This window comes from Luteolibacter arcticus, from assembly GCF_025950235.1.
GTDB classification, from domain to species: Bacteria; Verrucomicrobiota; Verrucomicrobiia; order Verrucomicrobiales; family Akkermansiaceae; genus Haloferula; species Haloferula arctica.
On record NZ_JAPDDT010000004.1, the window covers coordinates 516,424 to 542,472 of the forward strand.

At 62.4% G+C, this 26,049-nt stretch carries 21 protein-coding genes; 14 read left to right on the top strand and 7 right to left on the bottom strand.

Annotated features, from left to right (window positions below; genetic code table 11):
• Nucleotides 1-4: 4 nt before the first annotated feature.
• Nucleotides 5-1,402, top strand: a complete 1,398-nt coding sequence (locus tag OKA05_RS12865) for an MFS transporter (RefSeq protein WP_264487552.1) — start codon at nt 5-7, stop codon at nt 1,400-1,402.
• Between the two features lie 266 nt (nt 1,403-1,668).
• Here OKA05_RS12865 and OKA05_RS12870 read toward each other — a convergent pair whose 3' ends face one another.
• Nucleotides 1,669-2,715, bottom strand: a complete 1,047-nt coding sequence (locus OKA05_RS12870; RefSeq protein ID WP_264487553.1) for a LacI family DNA-binding transcriptional regulator — start codon at nt 2,713-2,715, stop codon at nt 1,669-1,671.
• Nucleotides 2,716-2,883: 168 nt separating this feature from the next.
• Here OKA05_RS12870 and OKA05_RS12875 point away from each other — a divergent pair, with 168 nt between their 5' ends.
• Nucleotides 2,884-4,164, top strand: a complete 1,281-nt coding sequence (locus OKA05_RS12875; RefSeq protein WP_264487554.1) for a PKD domain-containing protein — start codon at nt 2,884-2,886, stop codon at nt 4,162-4,164.
• A gap of 25 nt (nt 4,165-4,189) precedes the next feature.
• Here the strand turns inward: OKA05_RS12875 and OKA05_RS12880 are convergent, their stop codons facing one another.
• The gene (locus tag OKA05_RS12880) at nt 4,190-4,477 is read right to left on the bottom strand and encodes a hypothetical protein (protein WP_264487555.1); all 288 of its coding nucleotides are present in this window, start codon (nt 4,475-4,477) and stop codon (nt 4,190-4,192) included.
• A gap of 175 nt (nt 4,478-4,652) precedes the next feature.
• Between OKA05_RS12880 and OKA05_RS12885 the strand changes: the two genes are divergently transcribed.
• The 3 genes from OKA05_RS12885 to OKA05_RS12895 all read left to right on the top strand — a co-directional run bounded on the left by OKA05_RS12885 (nt 4,653) and on the right by OKA05_RS12895 (nt 15,482).
• Nucleotides 4,653-6,488, top strand: coding sequence for an SLC13 family permease (locus OKA05_RS12885; protein WP_264487556.1), 1,836 nt, complete (start codon nt 4,653-4,655; stop codon nt 6,486-6,488).
• Nucleotides 6,489-6,662: 174 nt separating this feature from the next.
• Entirely contained in the window at nt 6,663-11,069 is a 4,407-nt protein-coding gene (locus tag OKA05_RS12890; RefSeq protein ID WP_264487557.1) for a DUF11 domain-containing protein, read from the top strand.
• 15 nt (nt 11,070-11,084) lie between these two features.
• Nucleotides 11,085-15,482 (top strand): hypothetical protein, encoded by a 4,398-nt coding sequence (locus OKA05_RS12895; RefSeq protein WP_264487558.1) that lies wholly within the window; start codon nt 11,085-11,087, stop codon nt 15,480-15,482.
• A gap of 405 nt (nt 15,483-15,887) precedes the next feature.
• Here the strand turns inward: OKA05_RS12895 and OKA05_RS12900 are convergent, their stop codons facing one another.
• The 5 genes from OKA05_RS12900 to nuoB all read right to left on the bottom strand — a co-directional run bounded on the left by OKA05_RS12900 (nt 15,888) and on the right by nuoB (nt 20,433).
• On the bottom strand, nt 15,888-18,029 hold the full coding sequence (locus OKA05_RS12900) for a polyribonucleotide nucleotidyltransferase (protein WP_264487559.1): 2,142 nt from the start codon (nt 18,027-18,029) through the stop codon (nt 15,888-15,890).
• Nucleotides 18,030-18,216: 187 nt separating this feature from the next.
• Nucleotides 18,217-18,474: a 30S ribosomal protein S15 gene (rpsO, locus tag OKA05_RS12905; protein ID WP_264487560.1), complete on the bottom strand. Its 258-nt coding sequence runs from the start codon at nt 18,472-18,474 to the stop codon at nt 18,217-18,219.
• Between the two features lie 94 nt (nt 18,475-18,568).
• Nucleotides 18,569-19,273 carry a rhomboid family intramembrane serine protease gene (locus OKA05_RS12910; RefSeq protein WP_264487561.1) on the bottom strand — a complete coding sequence of 235 codons (705 nt, stop codon included), beginning with the start codon at nt 19,271-19,273 and terminating at the stop codon, nt 18,569-18,571.
• 46 nt (nt 19,274-19,319) lie between these two features.
• Nucleotides 19,320-19,889, bottom strand: a complete 570-nt coding sequence (locus tag OKA05_RS12915; protein ID WP_264487562.1) for an NADH-quinone oxidoreductase subunit C — start codon at nt 19,887-19,889, stop codon at nt 19,320-19,322.
• 7 nt (nt 19,890-19,896) lie between these two features.
• Complete coding sequence (nuoB, locus tag OKA05_RS12920; protein ID WP_264487563.1) at nt 19,897-20,433, bottom strand: NADH-quinone oxidoreductase subunit NuoB; 537 nt, start codon at nt 20,431-20,433, stop codon at nt 19,897-19,899.
• A gap of 124 nt (nt 20,434-20,557) precedes the next feature.
• On the opposite strand from nuoB, the gene OKA05_RS12925 reads away from it, so the two are divergent.
• From OKA05_RS12925 to dapB, 9 genes are all read left to right on the top strand, one after another.
• Complete coding sequence (locus tag OKA05_RS12925) at nt 20,558-21,175, top strand: Uma2 family endonuclease (protein ID WP_264487564.1); 618 nt, start codon at nt 20,558-20,560, stop codon at nt 21,173-21,175.
• A gap of 52 nt (nt 21,176-21,227) precedes the next feature.
• Nucleotides 21,228-22,022 (top strand): tryptophan synthase subunit alpha, encoded by a 795-nt coding sequence (gene trpA, locus OKA05_RS12930; protein ID WP_264487565.1) that lies wholly within the window; start codon nt 21,228-21,230, stop codon nt 22,020-22,022.
• Between the two features lie 40 nt (nt 22,023-22,062).
• Complete coding sequence (gene dapF / locus OKA05_RS12935) at nt 22,063-22,875, top strand: diaminopimelate epimerase (RefSeq protein WP_264487566.1); 813 nt, start codon at nt 22,063-22,065, stop codon at nt 22,873-22,875.
• 30 nt (nt 22,876-22,905) lie between these two features.
• Complete coding sequence (locus OKA05_RS12940) at nt 22,906-23,463, top strand: ATPase (protein ID WP_264487567.1); 558 nt, start codon at nt 22,906-22,908, stop codon at nt 23,461-23,463.
• Nucleotides 23,464-23,495: 32 nt separating this feature from the next.
• Nucleotides 23,496-23,642 carry a hypothetical protein gene (locus OKA05_RS12945; RefSeq protein WP_264487568.1) on the top strand — a complete coding sequence of 49 codons (147 nt, stop codon included), beginning with the start codon at nt 23,496-23,498 and terminating at the stop codon, nt 23,640-23,642.
• A 65-nt stretch (nt 23,643-23,707) separates the two neighbouring features.
• A complete protein-coding gene (gene dapA, locus OKA05_RS12950) occupies nt 23,708-24,592 on the top strand; it encodes a 4-hydroxy-tetrahydrodipicolinate synthase (protein WP_264487569.1) in 885 nt (294 codons plus the stop codon).
• Between the two features lie 55 nt (nt 24,593-24,647).
• Nucleotides 24,648-24,881, top strand: coding sequence for a type II toxin-antitoxin system VapB family antitoxin (locus OKA05_RS12955; protein WP_264487570.1), 234 nt, complete (start codon nt 24,648-24,650; stop codon nt 24,879-24,881).
• Nucleotides 24,865-25,296: a PIN domain-containing protein gene (locus OKA05_RS12960; RefSeq protein WP_264487571.1), complete on the top strand. Its 432-nt coding sequence runs from the start codon at nt 24,865-24,867 to the stop codon at nt 25,294-25,296. Before OKA05_RS12955 ends, OKA05_RS12960 begins: the two co-directional genes overlap by 17 nt.
• Nucleotides 25,293-26,030, top strand: a complete 738-nt coding sequence (gene dapB / locus OKA05_RS12965; protein WP_264487572.1) for a 4-hydroxy-tetrahydrodipicolinate reductase — start codon at nt 25,293-25,295, stop codon at nt 26,028-26,030. Before OKA05_RS12960 ends, dapB begins: the two co-directional genes overlap by 4 nt.
• The last annotated feature ends 19 nt before the right edge of the window (nt 26,031-26,049 follow it).

The window sequence follows — 26,049 nt, forward strand, 5'->3', positions numbered from 1 at the left end:
CCTTGTGGATTCCTCCACCGCGAAACTCCCGATACGGGAGAAAATCGGCTACGGCCTCGGCGACGTCGCGTCCAACTTCGTCTTCCACAGCGTTAACGTCCTCCTGCTCTTTTACTACACGGACGTCTTCGGCATCTCCGCCGCCGCCGCGGGCACGCTCTTCGTGGTGGCCCGCGTCTGGGATGCGATCAATGACCCGTTGATGGGCGCCATCGCGGACCGCACGAATACCCGCTGGGGGAAATACCGCCCCTATCTCCTCTGGCTCGCCATTCCCTTCGGCATCTGCGGCTACCTCGCTTTCGCGAATCCCCAGCTCAGCGGCGATGGCAAGCTCATCTACGCCTATATCACCTACTTCCTGTTGATGACCATCTACACTGCCATCAACGTGCCCTACTCGGCGTTGATGGGAGTGATGACGCCCTCGTCCGTCGAGCGCACCTCGCTTGCCAGCTACCGCTTTGTCGGTGCCTTTTCCGGGCAGTTGCTCATCGGCATGGCCGCGCTGCCCTTGGTCAAGAAGCTCGGAGCCGGGGACATGGCCACCGGTTTCAAGTACACGATGGCCCTCTTCTCCGTCGTTGCCGTGGTGCTCTTCATGATCACCTTCGCGACCACCCGCGAGCGGATCGCGCCGCGACATGAGGAGCCGGGTAGCGTCAGCATCGGCAAGGACCTGCTCTTTCTTTGCAAGAACCGGCCATGGGTCATCATGGTGATCGCCGCCATCCTCACCCTTTCGAATGCCGCGATCCGCTGGGCGGTCACCCCACATTTCTTCAAATACCATGTGGGCGACGACGGCAGCACGGCCTTCTGGTTCCTCGATCGCACGTCGCTGATGATGACCACTGGCTCGCTCGCCTTCATCGCCGGCATCTTTTTCACCGGCATACTGAGCAGGAGATTCGGCAAGCGGAACTCGCTCATCGGCCTCACGATCCTGAACGCGCTCACGCTGCTGGCCTTCTATTTCATCCCGCCTTCCGCCTATGGCACCATGCTCGTCGTGAATGCCATCGGCTGCCTGATCGCCGGCCCCACCCCCGCCCTCGTCTGGGCCATCTACACCGATGTCGTGGAATACGGCGAATGGCGCTTCGGCCGGAGCACTCCGGGCCTCGCTTTCTCGGTGGCCACGCTGGCCCAGCAGCTCGGCATCGCCATCGGTGGCGGCACCGCCGGATGGCTGCTTCATTTCTACGGCTTCCAGGCAAACCAGCAGCAATCCGAGTCCGCCATCTCCGGCCTCCGTATCCTCTTTTCCCTCCTACCTGGTGCCTTGGCCCTGCTCAATGGCATCGTGCTCCTGTGGTATCCGCTCACGGACGCCATGGTGAAAAAGATCGAAGACGAGCTCGCCGTTCGCCGCCGCGATGCCGCGCCAGATCCGGTCTGATCCGGTCTAATCCGGCCTGATCCGGGTTGTTCAGGTGGCAAGCTCCCCTCTTCGTCCCAACGGGACGGCTCATAAAAGCCTGGCACGAAGTGCCAGGTCCGTCAGTCGAGCGCCTCGTGTCCCAACGGGACACCTCATGCGGCTGGCGGCGGTCTGTTAGCCGAGCATCGAAGCACCAGCTCGGCTCGCGGTAAGGCTGTCGGAAATCGAACTACGGGACGTCCCGTCCTTCAGGCTCCATCTCGGCCTCCACGCCGATTGATGGATCACGCCGGAGGAGAAGACACCGTGTTCCCCTCACGCAGGCGACCCGCGATGTAGACGTGCTGGGACTGGTGGAAGCGCTTCTTCAACCGCGCGGCGAGCCGCTGCGTTCCGCTGGCCCCGATCTCGCGAAAGGGAATCTCCACCGTGGTCAATGCGGGTCGGTTGCCCCGGCGCTCGATCCCGTCGAATCCGCTTACCGACACGTCGCCGGGCACCTTGACGCCGCGCTTCTTGAAACCGGCAATGAGATCATAGCCCTGATGGTCCGCCGCACAGACCCAGGCCGTCACACCCGCGCGAGTGCGCTCGGTCGCGGAATCAATGCCTTCCTCCACCGGCAGCTCGACGCGTGGGAACACGCCGATCACATCCTGCGGATCCACCTTCAACTTCAGCCGCGCCATCTTCTCCACGAAGGCTCCGTAACGCCGGAAGGACCAGCCGGCCTCGACCGGATAGGAGCGCGTGTAAAATCCAATCCGCCGGTGACCAGCCTCGGTCAAGTGATCGATCAGCATGGAGATGCCCTGATAGTGGTCCACGTCCACGCAATCGATCGCGTTGTGCTCATACTGGTCGACCAGCGAGACCAGCGGGAAGCGGGTCGCCAATTCATCGACCACCGCCACCGGGAACGGATAAATCAAGAGCACGCCATTGGTCTTGCGGCGGGCGAGGTTGCGGATGCGGTCGAACTCCGGGCTATCGACGCTTTTCACGTCCGGCGGAATAAAATGCACCTCCACCAGCGCGCCGTGCAATTGAGCGTATTCGGAAACCCCTTCAAGAATCTGTGCACCGGGGCTTTCGTATCCACCGCTGAAGTACTCCTTCGTCTCCGTGCAAATCAACGCGCAGAAATTGACCTGCGAACTCGGCGGCTTGTTCGTGCGCACCCGGGTCTCCATATGCGCGTAGCCGAGTTCGGCGGCGATCTGGAAGACCTTCGCCCGCGTCACCGGGCTGATACCCGCATGATTGGTGAAACAGCGGGATACCGTGGCCCGGGAAATCCCGAGACGGTCGGCGATCAGTTGTTGGTTCACGTCGGCCACTTTCGCAACATACCCTTTCCGGGCTCACCAAGGATGGCCCTTGTGACGGTCATGTGGCAAGAACGGCCTGCGCGGACCCAAAATCCGCCCTTGTCAGGGTTTCGCCGCTTAATGTAATTTTGTGCAACATTAACCGACGGAGCACCGTTGATGAAACCCATGAAAACCCTCGTTCCCATTCTCCTTCCCGCCTTGCTCGCCACCGCTGCCGCCGAACCGGGGCCGATCACCATGCGCCGCAGTGGCAATGGCACGTGGGAATTGATGCGCGAGGGAAAGCCTTACTTCATCCGCGGTGCCGGTGGCCAGCGCAACCTCGACGTACTGGTCGAGTCCGGCGGCAACTCGCTCCGCACCTGGGGAATCGATTCGCTTGCGGAGAAGACCGACGGCAAGCCCTTGGTCCAGCGGGCACGCGAGCTCGATCTCACGATCGCCGCCGGCCTGTGGGTTGGACATGAACGCCATGGCTTCAACTACAGCGACGCCGCTCAGCTTGAGACCCAGCGGAAGACGATCCGCGCTGCGGTGGCGAAATGGAAGCACGAGCCGGCCATCGGCTTCTGGGGACTGGGCAACGAAATGGAAGGACCCACTGCCGACGGCAAGGACCCACGCATCTGGAAGGAGCTCGAAGTGCTCGCGAAGATCGTGAAGGAGGAAGACCCGAGCCGACTCGTCATGACGGTCATCGCCGGTGCCGCACGGGCAAAGATCGAGGGCGTAAAGGATCATTGCCCCAGCATCGATATCCTCGGAGTGAATGCCTATGCTTCCGCCGCGGGCGCAGGCAAGGCCGTCAAGGACGCAGGATGGAACAGACCGTTCGTGCTTACCGAATTTGGTCCCTCCGGCCACTGGGAGGTCGCGAAGACCTCGTGGGGCGCGCCCATCGAGCCAAGCAGCCGCGATAAGGCCGCGAAGTATTACTCGACTCAACAACTGGTGACCGAAGAGTCGCACGGACTTTGTGTCGGGTCCTACGCCTTCCTGTGGGGCCAGAAGCAGGAATGCACTGCCACCTGGTACGGCATGTTCCTCAAGAGCGGCGAGAAACTGCCATCAGTGGATGCGATGTCCCGAGCCTGGACCGGCAAGTGGCCTGCCAACCGCTGCCCGCGCGTCGAGACCTTCAGCTCCCCCGCCAAAGGCAACTCGGTCCGGCCCGGGGAGAGCGTGGCGGTCACTCTCGACGTCGCCGATCCCGAGGGCGACAAGGTCGAACTCCAATGGACACTGGCCGGTGAATCCACCGACCGCCAGACCGGCGGCGATGCCGAACGCGCACCTGAGGAAAAGAAACTCACCATGGAGTCTGCCGGCACAAACCAGTGGACCTTCAAGGCCCCCAGCAAGCCGGGAGCCTACCGCGTCTTCCTCGTCGTTCGCGACGGGCGCGGAGCAGCGAGCGCGGAGAACATCCCCTTCCAAGTCCGCTGACCTCGAAACACCTAGGATTGCAAACTCAACAACCGGAATACGACTGCCGGACGAGCCGCAGGAAGCCGTCGAAACCGGCAATCCCGCTCAGCAGGGCGGCGGAGACGAGGAATCGTTCCATTCCAATCCGGCGGAAGAACTCGAGGACCACCGAGGGGAACCAAGCGATCGCGACAAAACACCACCCGGATTCAACAACTGCCCGCGATTCGCCCGAGACGATGATCGCGGCGGACACACCCGCCGTGAAAGCCACGAAGACGACGAAGTGCTCGTAACTTCGCGGCAACCGACGGGACGGCAACTCGACCATGGCCTCTTTCTATCGAAAACCGGAGTGCATGCAAGGTGATCCACGGCCGGGCACCGTTCCACGTTGAATCGGTTGCTGTGAGTGCAGGCCCTCGCGGTTCCCGAGGCCCGGCCCAGTGATCGCAACCTCGACAGGCCCGGCCATCCGCGTTGAGGTGCGAGCACCACTCTCGCCGATGAATCCTCAACTCGCGCTCGTCCTGGGACTGCTTGGTCTCTGCGTCGTCATGTTCGTGACGAACCGGCCGCGCATGGACGTGGTGGCCCTGCTCGCGATGGTCGTGCTGCCGCTGGCCGGCATCGTCACCGTGCCGGAGGCGCTCGCCGGTTTTGCCGATCCGAACGTGATCCTGATCGCGGCGCTCTTCGTGGTCGGAGAAGGCCTGGTGCGCACCGGCGTGGCGAACCAGATCGGCGACTTCCTACTCAGCCGCTCGGGTGGCAGTGAGACGCGCCTATTAGTGCTGCTGATGCTTTCGGCGGCGGGCTTGGGATCCGTGATGAGTTCCACCGGCGTGGTGGCGATCTTTATCCCGGTAGTCCTGTTAGTCGCCGCCCGGCGCAAGCTCTCGCCCGGGCGACTGATGATGCCGCTCGCCTATGCCGGCCTGATCAGCGGCATGCTCACCTTGGTGGGCACCGCGCCGAATCTGGTGGTCGATAGCGCCCTGCGTCACGCCGGGCACAAGGGCTTCGGCTTCTTCAGCTTCACGCCGTTCGGTGTCGTCATCCTCGCCGCAGGAGTCGGTTACCTGCTCTTGGCCCGCCGCTGGCTGAATCGACGCGACAACGACGGTGGCACGGAGAAGCGCCGGCGACAGATGATCGACTTTGTCCGCGACTACCGGTTGGAAGCCCGGGAATACCGGCTGCGCATCGGGGCGGACTCACCCTTGGTCGGGAAGACGCTGGAAAGCATCGGCATTCGCCGCAGCGATGCCGCCAACGTGGTGGCGATCGAACGACCGAAGAGCGGGCACCAGAACGAGCTGTTAGAACCCCGGGCAGGCCTTGCCCTGCAAGCGGACGACGTGCTGCTGATCGACGTCGCGCAACCTCCCGACGAGGAGCGTTTGCAGTTGCTCGCCGAAATGAGGCTGGAGCCGCTACCCCTGCGCGGCCGCTATTTCACCGATCGCTCGCGGGACATTGGCATGGCGGAGGTGCTGCTGCCGCCGGATTCCGACTTGGTCGGCCGCACCATCGTCGAGGCCACGTTCCGGACTCGCTTCCGCCTGAACGTCATCGGCCTGCGCCGCGGTCGCGAGGCGGTCGGTGGATTGATCTCCGAGGAAAAGCTCCGCTCGGGCGATACGCTGCTCGTCATCGGCCGCTGGAAGCACATCCGCAACTTGCAGAAGCGCACCCATGACTTCGTGGTGCTGACCTTGCCGGCGGAGATCGACGAGGCTGCACCTGCCGCGAGCAAGGCACCGTGGGCACTCGCCTGCCTGGCGGTAATGGTCGTGCTCATGGTCACAGGTTGGGTGCCGAACGTGATCGCCGCGCTGCTCGCCTGCCTCCTGTTAGGCGCAACCCGCTGTCTCACCCTGGATGCCGCCTATCGCTCGATCCAATGGCCGAGCCTGATCCTGATCGTGGGCATGATGCCCTTCTCCGCGGCGCTCCAGAAGACCGGCGGCGTCGATCTCGCGGTCCACGGCCTGCTGCGGGTCTTCGGGGAATCCGAGCCGCGACTCTTGCTCGCCGCCGTGTTCGCACTCACCTCCCTGATCGGCCTGTTTGTCTCGAATACCGCGACCGCTGTGCTGATGGCTCCCATCGCGCTCAGCGCAGCCCAAGCGCTGGGCGTCTCCCCCCACCCCTTCGCAATGACCGTGGCGCTCGCAGCCTCCGCCGCCTTCATGACGCCGGTCTCTTCCCCGGTGAACACGCTGGTGATGGTGCCCGGCAAGTATCGCTTCGGCGACTTCGTGCGGATCGGCGTGCCCTTCACGATCGTCGTGATGATCATCACCGTGCTGCTGGTCCCCTGGCTGCTGCCACTTTGAAACTCAGCGGCACTTCCGTCACCAAACGTCATGAATCCGCCCCGCGAATGGGTCTTGTTATCATGTCGTCTTATAATTCAGACTTCGCGGGTTGCCCGATCCCCACACGGAAGTGGGCATTCAAAGTCGGCAACTTCTTCTTGTCCCCCCTGATCGAGGCACGCGTCCCTCTCCATGACCTTATCTCACCTGTCCCTTGCCCTGACCACCTGCTTTCTTGCCGTGGCCGGGGCACAGCCTATTTTTCAAGATGGTTTCGAGTCCGGTCTCAATTGGACGGTGACGAAGACCAATGACGGTCGCGCCCGTGCCACCGGCGATGAAGGACCCGCGGCAGGAGCCGCCCACCTGATTCTGGATGACGACGCGAACGACGCGGTTTTCTCCGTGGCCGAAGCGAGCTTCGACCTCGATCTCACGGACAAGAAAAACGTAACTCTCAGCTTCGTCGCAAAAAGCTTGGGCAACGAGGCCCACACCCCACCCACTGGAAACTTCACATCCACTCGCAACTATGACGGGGTGGCGGTCAGTTGCGACGGCGGCGCAATCTGGCGCAGCGTCCAATCCCTTGCCACGCTCGGTCCGAACTGGACTTCATTCTCGCTTCCGCTCGACAGCAGCGTGACGGCCCTCGGGGGTAGCTACGGCGCAGGCTTCCGGATTCGGTTTTCGGCTTATGACAATTCCCCAGCACCCCTCGACGGGATCGCCATTGACAGCGTTTCAGTGACCGCCGATGAGGATCCGCGCATCACCATCGAACTTCCGGGAACGGTTGCCGAGGCTAGCGGTCCTCACCTCGGCTTCGTGTCGCTCAATATCGTCCAAGCGACCCCAGTAACGGTCACCCTGTCGGGAAGCTCGACGGCCCTCACCATCCCGGCATCGGCAACAATCGAAGCTGGCGAACTATGGGCGAGCTTCGAATTCAGCGCACCGGAGGACAGCGTGGTGACGCTCAGCCGCAGCGTCACGGTCAACGCGAGCGCAGCTGGCATTTCCATCACCCCCGGAATCATCGTGGTGACGGACAATGAAACGGCCAATGCAACGCTGACGGTTCCTGCCCAATTGCAAGAGGGAAACATCTCTACGAACAACGCCACCATCAGCATCACTCCGGCACCCGCCATTCCGGTGATCTTCTCGCTGTTGGCGGACCCGGCCGCCGAGCTCACCATCCCCGCCACCGTCACCATCCAAGCCGGCCAGACACAAGCGGCGTTCTCCGCAAGGGCGACCAATGACACCAAGATCGATGGCAATATCGCCGTGAACGTTAGCGCCGCTGCCCCGGGGCTTCCACCAGCGACCGCCGTCACTACGACACTCGATAATGAAACCAAGACCCTGACGCTCACCGTGCCGACCTTCGTGATGGAAGGCACTTCCGGCAGCGGCACCATCGCAATTACCGGCACCCTTGCGGACGCGCTGTTGGTGAACCTGGAGATCGTCAGTGGCGGCAATGTGAGCGTACCGGCTTCCGTCTTAATTCCTGCCGGGGCGACCCAAGTCACCTTCCCGATCACAGCGGTCAACAATAGCCTCGCGGATGGAACCCGCACGATGGCGCTCACGACCACCGCGGCGGGCTTTACCGCCGCCACCAGGAATGTCGTGGTGCGTGACAATGATCCCGCAAGTTACAGCCTGAGCGCCCTGACCGATCTCGTTCCCGTCGGCACCCCGCAGAGCGTCACGGTGACTGCGCTGGACTCCGCGGGAAATGTCATCAGCGGCTACGCCGGCACGGTGAATCTCGACCTGCTCGTACCTGGCGGAGGCGTTCTTCCGGCCTCTCCGGCCAGCCTCACCTTGGGGGGCTCCGGCTGGACGGGAACGGTCACTCTTCCGGCGATAACCGCATCCGGACTGCAACTGCGGGCGAGCGATACGGGCGGCCGCAGCGGCCTCTCCACCGCCTTCGATCCGATCCGCTCGCTGGAGCTGGTCACGGCGGACCTGCTCTGGAGTCCGTTGCGTGAAGTCATTTACGCCAGCGTGCCATCGAGCGCCACCAGCCCCTACGCGGGCCACGTTGTCGAGATCGACCCGGTTTCCATGGAGATCCGGCGTGGGGTCCTGACCATTCAGAATCCCGGCCAGCTTGCCCTGACCAGCGGCGGCGAATTCCTCTATGTCGTGCAGAATGGCAATGGCAGGGTCGCGAAGATCGACCCGGTCACCATGACTGTGGTCTCGTCCTTCGCCATCGGATTGGACTCATTTTACGGAACCCTTTTTGCGGGCGACATCTGCACGGTGGCCGGCCAGCCAAACCTTCTCCTGGTAACGCTGAAACGCGACGGCTACTCCTCCGGATACAATGGAGTGACCGTCTTTGACGACGGGATTGCGAGACCTGTCAGTACCGGCGAAAACGTCGATGCTCTTCGCATCGAGCCTTCCTCGATTCCCACTCGGTTCTGGTGCAACTCTGGCAATTGGTTCCGGACCCTGACACTGGATGCCAATGGCCTCTCGGTGGCTTCCTCCACCAATAGCCTGCCTGGCGGAGACATCACATCCGCCGGGGACCGCATCTACTCCTCCACCGGCGATGTCATCAATGGCCTCACCATGACCAAGGCCGGCACCATTGCTTCCTCCGGACCGCTGCGCCCCGACCCGATCCTGAACCGTGTCTACTTCCTCGAGAAGACATCCTCTTCCACGGCCAATTACAACCGCATCGGTAGCTACGATGCCTCCAATTACTCCCTGATCCGGCAGTCGGTGATGCCGGGCGTTGGCAACACGGCAGCCTCGCTGATCCGCTGGGGAAGCAATGGCCTCGCTTTCCGAAGTACAACTCACGTTTACCTTGTTAGCAGCGGAACCTTGGTCCCCTCCAGCCAACCGGCGAATCTGGCGGTCACCGTCAGCGCGTCCCCGGCACCGGCGACGGCAGGGCAGCCGCTTACTTATACGGTGGAGGTGAAAAACCTCGGACCGAACCTCGCACGCGGCGTGGTGCTTTCGGCGACCTTGTCCAGCGGACAGACGCTGCTGACCGCGACCTCTTCCGCGGGCAACCGCGCTGTCAGCGGTTCACTCGTGACCTTGCTGCCTCCGGACATGGCCAACAATGCCACGGCAACGCTGACGCTCACCGTCCATCCTGAATCGGCTGGCGGGGTCAGTTGCACTGCCAAGGCCGTCTCCAACGTCGTGGATCCTGACTTTTCCAACAACTCCACGGCGCGCTTGGTAAGCGTCGGCTATCTCACGGCGACCGACTCGGTGAACTCCATCCGACTGGTGGCAAAGTCACTGGTTCCTGATCCGACACGCAATCTGCTTTGGGCGGCACTTTCCCCACAGATGGAGGCACCTTTCCGCAATTCGGTGGTATCGATCAATCCTCTCAATGGTTTGGTCTCCGATCCCATCCCGCTTGACGCGCCGCCATTCGAGGGGTCGATCGCCCTGTCCGGCAATGGCCGCTACCTCTACGTGGGACTTGAAGGAACCTCCAGCTTCGCCCGCATCGACCTGTCGCAGGCGACACCGGTTGCAATCCGGATTCCGTTTTCCGTACGCTCGTCTTCGGGCCAACTCGTCCGGGACTTCGAGGTGCTGGATGGCGATGGCACCAGCGTGCTGCTGGTAACTTCGAATCAGGCCCTCCAAGTCATCGACGACCAAACCCCGCGCCCGGTCGACACTTCAATCTACGAAGTCGGCGACATTGAACGCACGGCCACCCCGGGGATTTTCTTTGGTCACGATGGTTACACCGGCACCTATAGCGGTTCGCGCGTCGCTGTCACTGCCACGGGAGTCGAAGTAATCCATTCGATGAACGATTTCCTCAGCGGAGGCAGCTATGCAGTTCAAATCTCCTCAGCTGGCGACCGGATGCTCTCCGACGGCGGGCATCTCTTTGACGCCGGCACCATGAGCATGATCGCCACCTTGCCCGTCTATGGGGCTGAATGCCTCGATGGCGAACATAACCGCGCCTACATCGTCAACGGAAACGCCCTCCACAGCTTCGACTCCGACACCGGGGAAGCGAAAGGAAGCTTCTCTCTCCCCGTCACGACGAGTGGCGACTGGGCACTGACATGCTTGCGCTGGGGCATCGATGGCATCGCCATCCTTGGCGAGGATGGGAAGGTCTTCGTCGGCCGCTGGTCGGGCATCATTCCGGAGGATACCGATGGAAATGCGGACGGTATCTCCGACGCCTGGGCCGCCGCACAGTTTGGCACCACGCTGGTGGACCCCGAAGGCGATGGCGATGGCGACGGTCTGGCCGATGCCTTCGAGTATCTCTTTGCGACTTCTCCCGTCACCGCCGGGGCGAATCCCCTGAAGCCAAGCGTCGAAGCCGTCCAGGACGCCCGGAGTATCCTCCTGCGCTTCCCGCGCCGTGCGGGTGTGAGCCCCGACTCCTACCGCTACCAACTGAGTGAGGATGCTTCCGGGTGGTTTGACGTTCCCAGCGCCACCGAGACCGTACTCTCCACCGCAACGGTGGACGGCGTGACCGTGGAGCAAGTGCAAGTGCGAATCCCAACGGCCTGGCCGGATCGCGGCTTCGCCCGCATCAAGTGGCTTCATCCTTGACCCCCCAAGCAGACGATGCACGCCTACCTATCCCGAGCCACTTGGCTCGCCCTGCTTGCCAACGGATCGATCGCGAATGGAGCCACCCTTTTCGAAGATGGCTTCGAACAAGGCCTCACCTGGACCGTCGAAACCAACCAGCAAGGCCGTGCCCGGACAACCACGGAACACGACCCGGCCACCGGCACCTCTCATCTGGTGTTGGACGATGCTCTGAATGACTCCACCACTTCGGTGGCGGAAGCATCCTTTCCCCTCGATCTGAGCTTCAAGAAGAACCTCGTCCTTCAATTCAAGGCCAAGAGCCTGGGAAACGAGCCGCACTCACCCCCGGCAGAGAATTTCACGACCTTCAGAAACTACGATGGCGCAGCCATCAGCACCGATGCTGGCGCGACATGGCGCAGCCTCCAATCGCTGGCTGCCGCCGGAACGACGTGGACCACCTACACGGTCCCCTTGGATGCAGCAGTCAGCCAGCTCGGAGGAAACTTTGGACCGAACTGCCGGATCCGTTTCTCGGGCTATGACAACGCCCCCGCTCCGCTCGACGGCATCGCCATCGACGATGTGACCGTGACTGCCGATGTGGATCAGAGATCCATCGTGGAACTCCCGGGTCCTGTCAACGAGGGCGGCGGAACTTACACCGGCTATGTGGTGCTCCTCTTTGCGGCGGATGCGCCGCTGACGCTGGCACTATCGGCGACGCCCGGGTCTCCACTAATCGTCCCTCCCTCCGTCACGATTCCCGCGGGTGCCACCTTCACGAGCTTCCAATACTCGATCGAGGACGACAGCTCGGTCACGCTCACCCGCACCGCGAGCGTGACCGCTTCTTCACCGGGCATCACGGCGACGGCCGGAAACGTGACGGTCATCGATGACGAGGTGCCCGTGGTCTCCCTCACCCTGCCGGCGTCACTCAAGGAAGGCGAGCTCCCCTCCGACAATGCCACGCTTTCCTTCAGCCCCGCACCGTCCATCGCGCTGACCCTGGGCCTTTCCTCAACTCCGTCTGGTGAGTTGACCTTGCCGGCCACCCTGACGGTGCCGGCAGGCCAAAGCCAACTGACCTTCACCGCGCGAGCAAACAACGATACCGCCATCGACGGGGACATTCCCGTGGTCGCCACCGCCACCGCCCCAGGGATGACGCCGGCGAGCACCACCACGGTGGCGACCGACAATGAGACCCGCGCTCTCACATTGACGATTCCCACGACGATCCTGGAAGGCGCCAGCCCCACGGGAACGGTCGCCGTGACCGGAACCATTCCCGATCCGCTCGTCGTTACCCTCGCGATTGAAAATGGCGAGGGGCTGACGGTTCCATCCACCGTCACCATTCCCGCGCGGTCCACCAGCGCGACCTTCACGATCACGACTACTGACAACTCGGTCCAGGACGGGTCGCGAACGTCGCCGCTGCAAGCCACCGCGGTAGGATTCACCTCGGCGACGAAGAATGTGGTGGTGAAGGACAACGAGATCGCTTCCTACGCCTTCACCTCGGCGTTCACCGATCTCATGAATCTGGGCATCCCGGTCACGGTGGCCGTCCGCCCGCTTGATGTCGAAGGGACGATCATCCCCGGGCTGAGTGGTTCCGTAGATCTTGAGTTGGTTTTGCCCGATGGCAGCGCGCAGGCGGCCTCACCGGCGTCGGTCAATCTCACCAATTCGATCTGGACCGGCTCCATAACGATGCCCGCCATCGATGCCACCGGACTGCGGTTGCGGGCGCGGGATGCAGCCGGGAATTCCGGAATCTCTCCCTCCTTCGACGCCATCCGGACGCTGGCCATCAAGGCCTCGGATCTTGTGTGGGATCCGGCTCGCAACGTGATCTATGCTGGCGTGCTCGCCAGCGACACGGGCATTCACAAGAACAAGGTGATCGCGATCGATCCGGTGACCCTGCAGATCACGGGCAGCGTGACCACCAATCAGGATCCGCGGAGGATGGCCCTGACTCCGGACGGGCAGTTCCTATATGTCGCGCTCTACGCCAATGGAACCATCGGAAAGATCGATCCGGCGACCATGACCATGGTGAGCACTTTCCCGGTGGGATCGGATCCCTCCTGGGGCATGATGTACGCCGACGACATCTGTACCGTCGCGGGGCAACCTGACACCGTGATTCTCTCGCGGGGAGCCAAAAGCACCACGGGCTTTTATGGCACTGCGGTCTACACCAACGGGGTGCAGCGTCCCCAATTACCTGCTGGAACCAACAGCGAAATCGAACCTTCGGCGGATCCCACCATCTTCTTCGGATACAACAACCGGGACACGGGTCACGGGCTGAGCAAGTTGCAGCTTCATGCCAACGGCCTGACCCGGGTCACAACTACCAGTACCGCGATTGATGGCTTCCTCCCCGACTTCCAATCGCAGGGAGACCTCATCTTCGGAGGCAACGGAAAAGTCGCGGACGGCTCCACGATGCAGGCACGCAGCACCTTTCCCACCGCCGGAATCGCACGGGCCGAAATGGCGGCAAGCCGCGTCTACTTCCTGGAGAAGTTATCGTTCCTATCAGACTATTCAGCGATCACAGTGTGCGATCCGGCGATCAACGCCGTGGTGCGACGGGTGAGTATCCCGCCCGTCACGGACTACGGCGTCGCTTCCTTGATTCGCTGGGGCAAGAAGGGCCTCGCCTTCCGGAGCGACAGTAAGGTCCGCTTGGTGAGCACCTCCGTGGTCTCAAGCGAAGCTCCGGCGAATCTGGAGGTTGAGTTGACACCTCCCCCGGGCCCGGTGGGAACCGGCGCACCGATGACCTACAGCGTGGTGGTGACCAATCACGGGCCGAATCCCGCAATCGGTGCGGAAGTGACCGCGACACTCTCGAGTGACCAGGCGCTGAATGGCACAACGGCATCGAGCGGAACACCGGTCGCCGCCGGCCTGGTGGTCAAACTGCCGCTGGGAGACTTGGCATCAGGTGCATCGGTCACCTTGGGCCTGACGACGACACCGCTCTCCGCCGGGAACCCGAGCTGTCAGGTGATTGCGACCTCAAGCGCTGCCGATCCAGACGGTACCAACAACGTGGACATCGGGTTCGCCCGCGTGTCCTACCAATCCGCACCCGAGACGATCAATACCCTCCGCCTGGTGTCGAAGTCCCTGACCTACGACGAGAGCCGCAAGCTCTTCTGGGCGACCGTGCCTTCGAGCGAAGCGCCGCCGCTCGGAAATTCCGTCGTGTCCATCGATCCCAGGACGGGAGCCATCTCCTCACCGATCCCCCTTGGCGCGACGCCGATGGAGAATGCCATCGCCCTGTCCGACAACGGACGTTACCTTTACGTCGGCTTCTCCGACACCCCGCAACTGTGTCGACTCGATCTTGAAGCCAACCCACCCTCCATCGCCCGGGTGCCGATGGTCACTGGCCCATCGGGACGGGGTGGCTACGTCACCGATATTGAAGTTCTGGAGGGAGACGGGAGAAAAGCCGTAGTGGGCACCACCGGTAGTTCCTCAAGCATGGTGCTCGTCGATGACCTCACGACGACACCCACGAATATCTACGGGACCGTCATCGAGCCCACCGGAACGCCGGGAATCATCGTCACTTCAGATGCGAGCAACAGCGTCTACTCGATCCACCGCTTCCGCGTCGCCCCGGAGGGACTTCAGCTACTGGAAACCCGGAGTGCTTCAAGTATCAGGAAGATGCATGCCGACGGCGATACCCTGCTCACCTCCGGCGGAACCCTCTTCGACAGTTCCCATCTCACCCCGAACCTGAAGTTGGCAAGCTCCGGCAGCCCCTGCCTCGACGGTGCCAGGGGTCGAGCCTATCTGGTGAACGGGAAGAGTCTCCGCAGCTTCTCAACGAGCACCGGACTTGCTTCCGCATCGCTGACGCTTCCCACATCCGGCACCGACGACTGGTCCTTGAGTTGCACCCGCTGGGGGGCCGATGGCATGGCCATACTCGGTGGGGACGGCAAGATCTACATCCTCCGTTGGTCCGAAATCGGAAGCATTGACGAAGACCATGACGGCGTGGCGGACACCTGGGAGAACATGCACTTCGAAACCTTGGATTCAGAGCCGGACGCCGATGCCGATGCCGATGGATTGCAGAACCTGATCGAGTACTTGTTTGGCAGTTCACCTGAGGAAGCCTCGGAGAACCCATTGAAATTCTCATTGAAGGAGGAGCCGGACGCGCCGGCCATGATCCTTGAGTTCCCGCGCAGGAATAATCTTCCGCGTTCCTATCAGATCCAGACATCGGAGAATCTCGACAGCTGGAGCAACGCCATCGGAGTCGTGGAAACCGTCGTTGCGACCCAGGCCAGCGGTGACGCGACCATTGATACCGTCCGCGCGGAAATCCCCCTGCCCGAGGGCCACCGTTTCGCGCGGATCCAGTGGCAACCTTAGGCCTTCCGCCGTGGTCGGCCGCTCCTCCTTAACCCAAGCGGCAGGCGAGATCCCAACCGACGAGTGCGGGAAGGATGATAGATGCCGGGAGAACGTATGCGTCGCTCCTGCGGCGGAACACCACAACGCAAGCCGAGGGAAACCATGCTACAGCTACCGTCTGCCACGCCAAATCCAAGTGGCGCCAGTCATTGTGGACTGCAATGGTGAGCAGAAAGCTCACGGACATTGCTCCGAACGCCATACCATGAAGGCAGGCGCGCGGGATCCTGAGCTTTGGCACCAAGTCAGTCTCGATGACTCCCTCAGGGTAATAAGCGCCCAATGCTTGGGCAAGATGGATCCCAGCGCAAAAAAGCCCGGCCTCCCTCGCGGAAGACCGGGCTTTTGTTAGAGCAATCGAGCTTACGCGTTGGCAGCTTCGGTCTCAGCGTGCTGGGCCTTTTCTTCGCGGAGGGCGGCCTTGCGACTCATCTTCACGCGGCCCTTTTCATCGACGCCGAGGCACTTGGCGGTGATCACGTCGCCCTTCTTGACGATGTCTTCGACGTGCTCGGTGCGGCCTTCGGCCAGCTCCGAGACGTGGATCAGGCCGTCCTTGCCGGGGAGCACTTCCATGAAGGCGCCGAAGTTGGTGATGCTGACCACCTTGCCGGTGTAGATCTTGCCGACTTCGATTTCCTGGAACATGCGCTCGATGAGCGACTTCGCGCGCAGCAATCCTTCTTCCTTGGAAGCGTAGATGTGCACGGTGCCGTCGTCCTCGATGTTGATCTCGGCGCCGGACTCGGCCTGGATGCCCTTGATGTTCTTGCCACCAGGCCCAATGAGTTCGCCGATGCGGTCGGCGGGGATCTTCACGGACACGATGCGCGGGGCATGCGGGCTGAGAGCCTGCGGACCGGACACGGCCTCGGTCATCTTGGCGATGATCGTGGTGCGTGCGGCCTTCGCCATGTGGATGGCTTCCTCGAGGATCGCGATCGGCAGGCCGGGGAGCTTCAGGTCGAGCTGGTAGCCGGTGACACCTTCATCGGTGCCACAGAGCTTGAAGTCCATGTCGCCGTAGAAGTCTTCGGAGCCGATGATGTCGAGCAGGGGCTTGTAAGCCTTGAGGGTGCCGTCATCGTTCAGCTCGGTCACGAGACCGACGGAGATGCCGCCGACCGGAGCCTTGAGCGGGACACCGGCGCAAAGGAGCGACATGGTGCCGGCGCAAACGGTGGCCATCGAGGTGGAGCCATTCGACTCCATGACTTCCGACGAGACGCGCATGGCGTAAGGGAAATCCTCGACGTCCGGGATGACCGGGGCGATCGAGCGCTCGGCGAGGGCGCCGTGGCCGATTTCGCGGCGGTTCAGGCCACCCATACGGCCGGTCTCACCCACCGAGAACGGAGGGAAGTTGTAGTGGAGGATGAAGCGCTTGCTGTCCTCGCCACCGGCGTAGTTGTCGAAGAACTGCTTCTCGTCGGCCGGGGCCAGCGTGCAGATGCCCATCGCCTGCGTTTCGCCGCGGGCGAAGATGGCGGAGCCGTGGACGCGGGGCAGGCTGTTGGCTTCCGCGAACAGCGGGCGAAGATCGCCAACCTTGCGACCATCGGCGCGCACGCCCTTTTCCATGATGGAAATGCGGAACGCCTTCTTCTGAATGTATTCGAAGACCTGCTCCACATCGAAGTCGTTCGACTCCGGGTAGCGGGCCTTGATGGCAGCTTCGACTTCGTCGCGGAGTGCGCCGACCTTCTTGCTTCGCTCCATCTTGGTCGGAGCGTAGATCGCGTCTTCGATGCGGGAACCGGCGATCTCGTAGCCGATCTCAAGGAGTTCGTCCTTGGCAAGGGTGAGGGCGTAATCGCGCTTCGTCTTGCCGGCGAGGCGGACCAGTTCTTCCTGGGCTTCCACCAGCTTCTGCACTGCACCTTGGGCGAAGTGGAGGGCCTTGATGAAGTCTTCCTCAGGCAGCTCGTTGGCAGCGCCTTCGATCATGATGACGTCGTTCTTGTTGCCGACATACACGAGGTCGAGGTCGCTTTCGGCGCGATCGTCGAACACCGGGTTGATGATGAATTCACCGTTCACGCGGCCGACGCGCACCGCGCCGATCGGGCCGGCGAAGGGGATATCGGAGATCGCGAGGGCGGCGGACGCACCGTTCATCGAAAGGATGTCGGAGTCGTTGATCTTGTCGGCGGCTAGGAGCAGCGCGACGATCTGGGTGTCGTAAAGGTAGCCCTTCGGGAAGAGCGGGCGCAGCGGACGGTCGGTCATGCGCGAGGTGAGGATTTCCTTCTCGGTCGGACGACCTTCGCGCTTGAAGTAGCCGCCCGGGAATTGACCGGCGGCGGACGCCTTTTCCTTGTACTCGACGGAAAGTGGGAACCAGGTCTGGCCGGCTTTCACTTTGGTTTGCGACACGGCGGTCACGAGGACCACGGTTTCGCCGCAAGTCACGACGACGGCGCCGTCGGCGAGCTTTGCGATTTTCCCCGTTTCAAAGGTGATGGGGTTCGAGCCGACCTGGCTCGTTACGGTATGGATGTTCATCTTGTCTGTCTTTCAGTGTGTGCCCGCGGCGACATGCCCCGGGCGGTGTTGGATTTCGGACAGATCCCATAGTGCAAAAAAAGTTCGCGGGGACTGTCCGGCGGCGGAGGGGAAAACATTTCCCGGTGCCCGCCGTTTCATGCGCGACGGCCACGGGGTGAACCGTGGCCGTCGGAGGAAAGGGGTCTTACTTGCGGAGGCTGAGACCGGCGAGCAGCTTCTGGTAGCGCTCTTCGGAGTTGGCCCTCACGTAGTCCAGCAGCTTGCGGCGCTGCGCGACCAGTTTCAGGAGGCCGCGGCGGGACGAGGTGTCCTTCTTATGCAGGCCGAGGTGGGCGGTCAGGTGGGTGATCCGCTGGGTAAGCAGGGCGACTTGGTAATCGGCGCTGCCGGTGTCGGTTTCGTGGATCTTGAAGTCCGCGACGTTGATGGTGCTTTCGCTCATTGATGTATTTGATTCAGTCCAGCCACCTTGGCCGGTCCGCCCTTGTTCGGGTCCGCGGAAGAAAGCGGATTCCCCGGGCATTGCAAGCACCGATTCAGGAGTCGGGAGCTGACTCACGGCGGGCACGCGCTTTCTGCAAATCTGCCAAGGTCAGCGGCTCCCTTGTGTTCCTACGGGCAATCAACCAACCCGTTAGCGCTCCGCCGAAATGACAGGAATGTGAAACGACCAGATCTCCGGCGGGCAACCACGGCACCGCCACGGCGAGCGCCCCCGAGGCAATCAGGACTCCCAACCCCAGGTTCTTCGCAGAAATCGGCACCAGCACCATCCGCGACTGAGGCGACATCGTGGTCATCCACAGGAACAGCGCGAAAATCCCTCCCGAAGCGCCGACCAATACCATGTCAGACATCGGCATCGGCATGAGGAGAAACGCCACGCCTCCTACCAGCGACCCGATCACGAAAACCCGTGCCGCGGTCTTCCATCCGTCGATTCGTTCCACCCGTGCTCCCGTGGTGATCAGAATCAACACATTCAGCAGCGCGTGCCACCACACCCCGTGGATCAGCGCATGACTGCCGATTTGCCACACCCACCCTTTCCGAATGCCGTCCCGGCTCAATCCCAGCGCCTGATAGACCTCCGGAATGGCATTCGCCCCACCGAGCAGGGTCAGCGCAGCCTCGATCGCCAGTACCACCCCAGCCAAAGCGAGCGAGAACCGCGCGGAGCGAATATCCTCCCACCACCATTTCAGCCGCTGGCTCCGTCCGGGCACGAACGGAGAGTGCATGGCTGGGAGCGAGGTGGAGAGTCGAAAGTGGCGGGCGAAGACCGGCTTACTTCACCACGCGGGCGCGCGGCTCGCGCTTCACGGAGTCATTGGTGCCGGGGCTGGTCACGAAAGGACCACCTTCCAGCGGAGCAATGCCCGTGAAAGCCACGTCCGGCATTTCGCTCGGGCGGCCGGCCAGCGGGAAATCCTTCCGCAGCGGGTAGAAGGGATAGCCCTCCCACATCAGGATACGGCGGAGGTCCGGGTGCCCCGTGAAACGGATGCCCATCATGTCGTAAACCTCGCGCTCATGCCAATCGGCACCCACCCAGACGTCGGTGCAGGTCGGCACTTCCTCTTCCTCGGAGACCTTCGATTTCACCCGCAGGTGCTTCGAATCGTCCACGGTGACAAGTTCATAGACCATCTCGAAGCGCGGATCCTCGCCGAAGTGGTCCAGACTCGAGATGTCGATGATCATCTCGTAGCCGAAATCCTTCTTGGCGGTCGCGAGCACGTCATGCAGCACGCCGAGCTTCACGCAGATCGTGTGCTCGCCACGAAACTCCTTCGTTCCGACGACATCCGCGCCGAATTTCGCGCAAAGCTTTTCAATATCCTGGGCAGCGGACATGGGAAAATCAGGCGATGTCTTCCAAAAACTCCTTCTTCTGATTCGAGAAAGCGGGATCTCCCTCGATCTTCGCCTGGAGCTTCATGAGGCCCTCGATGAGTGCCTCGGGCCGCGGCGGGCAGCCGGAAATGTAGACGTCCACCGGGATCAACTTGTCGATGCCCTGCAGCACGGCGTAGGAGCGATACATCCCACCGGAGGAGGCGCAGGCGCCCATGGCGATGCACCACTTTGGCTCCGGCATCTGGTCCCAGATCCGCTTCACGGCGAGGGCCATTTTGTAGGTCACAGTCCCGGCCACGATCATCACGTCGGCCTGGCGCGGAGAAAAGCGCATCACCTCCATGCCGAAGCGGCTGAGGTCGAAGCGGCTGCAAGCGGAAGCCATCATCTCGATCGCGCAGCAGGCGAGTCCCATGGGCATCGGCCACATGGAATTCTTTCGCATCCAATTCATCGCGGCATCCACACGGGTGAAGATGATGTTGCCCTCGATCTTGGAATCGTAGGCCGCGTGGGCCGTCTGGGTGGAGTCGCTGACCATGGTCGTGCGGCCAGACGATGCCCCCCCCCTGCCCCGCTCTCAAGCCCGTTTGTGAAATTTTTCACAAGCCCGCCCGAGGGTTGCCGCCTTGCCTTGAGCTGGAAGAACGCTATTCTAACCCAACATGGCCGTCCTCGAAAAAGCCCCTACCCCGCCCTTGCAGGCGGGCGACGTACTTTCGCGCGCCGAATTCGAGCGGCGTTATGCGGCGATGCCGGAACTCAAAAAGGCGGAACTCATTGATGGCATTGTTTATATGGCTCCTCCCGTCCGCGCCGAACATCATGGGATCCCCCATGTGAATCTAGCAACCCTCCTGCAGGTTTACGCGGCGAGATACGCGGACCTGAAAGTCGCCGACAACAGCACCGTCCGGCTCGACATGCTCAACGAACCACAGCCCGACTTGCTGCTCATGCGTGACGGTGGACAGGCCAGGATCGACTTGGACGGCTATATCTGCGGGGCACCGGAATTGGTCGCGGAGATTGCCTCCAGCTCTGCTTCCTACGATCTCCACCAGAAGAAACGCACTTACCTCCGGTCCGGCGCGCTTGAATATCTGGTGTGGATCGTGGCCGAAAAACGTATCGTCTGGTGGCAACTCCAGGGGGATGATTTCGTGGAAATCCAGCCCGCCGCCGACGGGTCCCTTGAGAGCCCGAATTTTCCGGGCCTCGTGATCGACGCCCCCGCGCTGGTCGCCGGAGACTTCGCCAAGGCTTTGGCCCGGGTCGCCTGACCCCGCCTCCGCGCTTGTCAGAGGCACGGCAAGCGACAAGTCTCCGCGGCCCATGAACCGCATCGATGCCGCCTTCGATAGGCTCCGCTCGGAAGGAAAGAAAGCCTTCGTCGCCTATGTCGCCGCCGGCGATCCCTCCTTCGAAGCCTCGCTGGAGGTGATCAAAGCCCTCGCCGACGCCGGCTCGGACGTGATCGAACTGGGGCTCCCCTTCTCGGACCCGCTGGCCGACGGCATCGTCAACCAGATGGCCGCCGACCGCGCGCTCAAGGCCGGCATGACCACGCCGCGCTCGCTGGAGCTGATCCGAAAATTCCGCGAGACGCACCAGACGCCGATCGTGCTCTTCACCTACCTCAATCCGATTTTTACCTACGGCTTCGAGAAATTCCACGCCGATGCCGCAGCGGCCGGAGCGGACGGGATCCTGCTGCTCGACCTTCCACCAGATGAGGCGAGGGAAAACGACGACCTCGCCCGCGGCGAGGGCTTGAAGCACATCCGCCTGATCGCCCCGACGACGCCGGACGACCGGGTGAAGCTACTTGCCGAAAGCGCCGAGGGTTTCATCTACGCGCTGTCCCGCACCGGCGTGACCGGGGCGCATGGTGTTCCTTCCGAGGGCATCGGCGAACAGGTCGCGAAGATCCGCAGGGACGCGAAGGTGCCGGTCTGCGTCGGCTTCGGCATCACCACTCCCGACCAGGCGACCATGGTTGCGAAATCGGCGGACGGGGTGATCGTCGGCTCGGCCATTGTGAAACAGATCGAACTCAATCCCACCCGCGCCGCCGAGGCCGTCCGGGACTTCGTTTCCCCGCTGATCGCCGCCACCAAGGCTGTCTGATGCCCCCCAATCATCTCAATTTCCCAATCGCCCAATCTCCATGTTGCTGCATTTCTACAAGATGAACGGAGCCGGCAACGACTTCGTTGTCATTGACAACCGCGATCTCGCCACCTCGCTGACCAAGGACCAGATCGAGCATCTCTGCGACCGCCATCGCGGCGTCGGGGCCGATGGATTGCTGGCCGTGGAGCCCGCGGAGAACGGTGCCGATTTCAAGTTCCGCTACTACAATGCCGATGGCGGCGAGGCCGAGATGTGCGGCAATGGTGCACGCTGCTTCGGACGCTTCACCGCGGCCCTGATGGAGGGAGAAGCGGACCGGGTGACCTTTGAAACGATCGCCGGCAAGCTCGCCGCGGAGTTGGTGGAAGACGACATCCGCATCGCGATGTCGGAGCCGAAGGACCTCAAGCTCGACACCGGCGTCGTGATTCCCGGCCTCGAGGGCACGCTGCGCTTCATCAATACCGGCGTGCCACATGTGGTCGTCTTCGTGGCCGATCTGCCCGGCACCGAGGTTGTCCGCCATGGCGCGGCGATCCGCTACCATCGTGGCTTCGCACCGGCCGGGACGAATGCCAATTTCGCCACCGTGCTCGCGCCCGGCCACATCGCAATCCGCACCTACGAGCGCGGCGTGGAAGACGAAACCCTCGCCTGCGGCACCGGCATGGTGGCCTGCGCGCTGATGCACCACCTGCTTGATGGCGCGCCGTCGCCGATCAAGGTGGATGTGAAGGGCGGTGACACGCTGGAGATCGGTTTTGAGAAAACTGGCGAGACGACGTTCAGGAACGTGACCCTCACCGGCCCAGCGGATTTCGTGTTCGAAGGCGACATTGAGATTTGAGACCGGCTTTATTCCTAACGGCTGCGCTCCATGAAACAGCCCAAGCTCATTCTGATCGGCGGTCCGAACGGCGCGGGGAAGACGACGTTCGCGAGAGAAATTCTCACAACCGACCTCAAGGGCTTGAGGTTTTTGAATGCCGACGAAATCGCGCGCGGCCTATCGCCCTTCGACCCGGACCGGGTTGCTCGGAAAGCTGGCCGCATCTTGCTGGGGGAGATCGCCGAGCTTACAAGCTCCGCCGAAGATTTCGCCTTGGAGTCCACGCTTTCGGGTCGTTCCCACGCTCACATTCTCCAGCGCGCCAAGGATGCCGGTTACTGTATTACGCTGCATTTCCTATGGATTCCCAGCGCCAAGGTGTCGTTGGCGCGGGTGCGCCAGCGGGTGAAGAAAGGCGGCCATAACGTCCCCATCGTCGATATCATGCGCCGCTACGACCGCATCATGAAGAATCTCATCGAACTTTACCTCCCCTTGGCGGATCGCTGGGGGGTGTGGAGTTCCGAAGCCCTCCGGTTTAGCGCCTTGGCAAACTCCGAAACCCACGCTATCACTGACGTCGAAGCCTTCCTCACAGGTTCATGATTGCGCCGAAACAGCCCACGCCATTGCGGCCGATGAAAATGTCCGAACTTCCGGACGACATGCGGCAAGCGCTGCTGGCCCAGCACCGCGCTGCTCGCAAGCTCCGCGCCGAGCACCGGCGCTTGGGCCTCCCCATCATCGTTTGGAGAGACGGCAAGGTGGTCGAGGAGCCGGCCTGATTTTCCGCGGCGAAACCGCCATCAGGGGTTGAAGAGCGGCGCGGGATGTTCATTCTCCGCGCGCCATGACCTTCCGAGGCACCTACACCGCGCTCATTACACCCTTCCGCGAAGACCGAGTCGATACGGCCGCTTTCAAAGCCCTGATCGACCGTCAAGTCGCCGCTGGAATCACGGGCATCGTGCCGGTCGGAACCACCGGTGAGTCGCCGACCGTCGATACGGACGAACACATCGAGATCATCCGCCTCGCCGTGGAGTACGCCGCCGGCCGCTGCCAAGTCATCGCTGGCTCCGGTGCGAATGCGACCAAGGAAGCGATCGAGCTCACCCAGGCCGCGGAGAAGGTCGGCGCGACCGGCACCCTGCAGGTCTGCCCTTACTACAACAAGCCCTCCCAGGAAGGCCTCTACCTTCACTTCCGCGCCGTCGCAGAAAACACCTCGCTGCCGGTGATGCTTTACAGCGTTCCCGGCCGCAGCGGCATCGAGATCGGCGTGGAAACCACCGCCCGCCTCGCCGCGGATTGCAAGAATATCGTCTCGATCAAGGAAGCCGGTGGCTCCGTCGAGCGCGTGAACCAGCTCTTCCAAGCCGTCCCCGCGGACTTCTCGATCCTTTCCGGCGATGACCCGCTGACCTTGCCCTTCATGTCCTGCGGCGCGGTCGGCCTCGTGTCTGTCGCCGCCAACCTCGTCCCGGAAGTGCTCGTGAAGCTCGTCCAGACCTGCCTCGACGGTGATTTCCCCGCCGCCCTGGCCCAGCAGAAGAAGTGGTATCCCCTCTTCCGCGGGCTGATGTCGCTGGAAGTGAACCCCGTCCCGATCAAGGAAGCCGTAGCTCTCCAAGGCCACTGCGGCAGAGAACTCCGCCTGCCCCTTGCGCCGCTCGATGACGCACGGCTCGAACAGCTCCGGAAGCTTCTTCGTGATTTCTCGCTGCTTTCTTGAGGCTAAAGCATGATTTCAGCATTGGATTTTTCATCTATTTGAGGAATCTTTCCACATGCGACTCACCATCGACATTGACGAGAAGGTCCTCGACGAGGTGATGAAATACACCGGCGAGACCAAGAAGGGTCCGGCCGTGCTCAAGGCCGCCACGGACTTCCTGCGTCGTGGAAGAATCAATGAGTTCACCCGCCGGGTCATGGCAGGTGAATTCGATTTCCCGATGACCAACGAAGAACTGGAGTCCGCCCCTTTGGAGGACCATTCCGCCGATGGTGCTGATCGATAGCAGTGCTTGGGTGGAATTCTTCCGCAAGAAGGGCGATCTGGGCGTGAAGCTCGCGGTCGCGAACCTGCGGAATGAAATGCAGGCCGCCGTTTGCGGGCCGGTGGCGATGGAAATCCTCGGCGGGGCCTTGGAAGAACACCGCGAAGCGATTGGCAGGGACTTTTCCCTGCTTCCTTGGCTCCGCACCGATGAACGCCTTTGGCTCGACTCCGCAGCGCACTACGCGAAGCTCCGCACCCACGCCGTGACCGCGCCTTGGAATGACGTGCTCATCGCGACCTTCTCGCTCTGGAAAGGCTGCCGCCTTTACGCTCCTGACAAGCATTTCGCGCTAATGGCACCCATCCTTGGACTCAGGCTTTACGAACCGGGCCCCAATGGCAATTACAGCCCTGAAAGAGACGCTTCCTTATGATCCAACTTCTCGTCACCGGAAAGTCCGGCCGCATGGGCCAAGCCGTCATCCAGGCTGCCAGCCATGAACCCGCCGTCCTGGTTACCGCGACCCATGACGCCGGCGAAAACCTCGTCGCGGCGATCGCCCAGGCGAACACGGTCATCGACTTCACGATGCACAAGTTCACCGGCGAGCTGCTGGAGGCTGCCCTGAAAAGCGGCACCCATCTGGTGATCGGCACCACCGGCCACACCGATGACGAGCGCGCCGCGATCCGCGAGGCCTCGGCGAAGCTGCCGATCGTCTACGCGCCGAACTTTTCGATCGGCGTGAACACGCTCTTCTGGCTCACGCAAAAGGCCGCGCAGATCCTTACGCAGGATCGCTTCGACATCGAGGTGACGGAAATGCACCACCGCCACAAGATCGACGCCCCGTCCGGCACGGCGCGCCGCTTGTTGGAGATCCTCAACGAGGAAACCGCCACCAGTTACGACAAGGACGTCGCCCACGGGCGATTCGGCAATGTCGGCCCGCGCCCGCCGCGGGAAATCGGCATGCACACCTTGCGTGGCGGCGATGTCGTCGGCGACCACACCGTGATGTTCGCCGCCGATGGCGAGCGCGTGGAGCTCACCCACAAGGCCAGCTCGCGACTGACCTTCGCCGCCGGTGCCGTCCGCGCCGCGGTCTGGCTCTACGACAAGCCGGCCGGCCTCTACGACATGCAGGACGTGCTGGGGCTGAGGTGAGACAACAGACGCCACACCT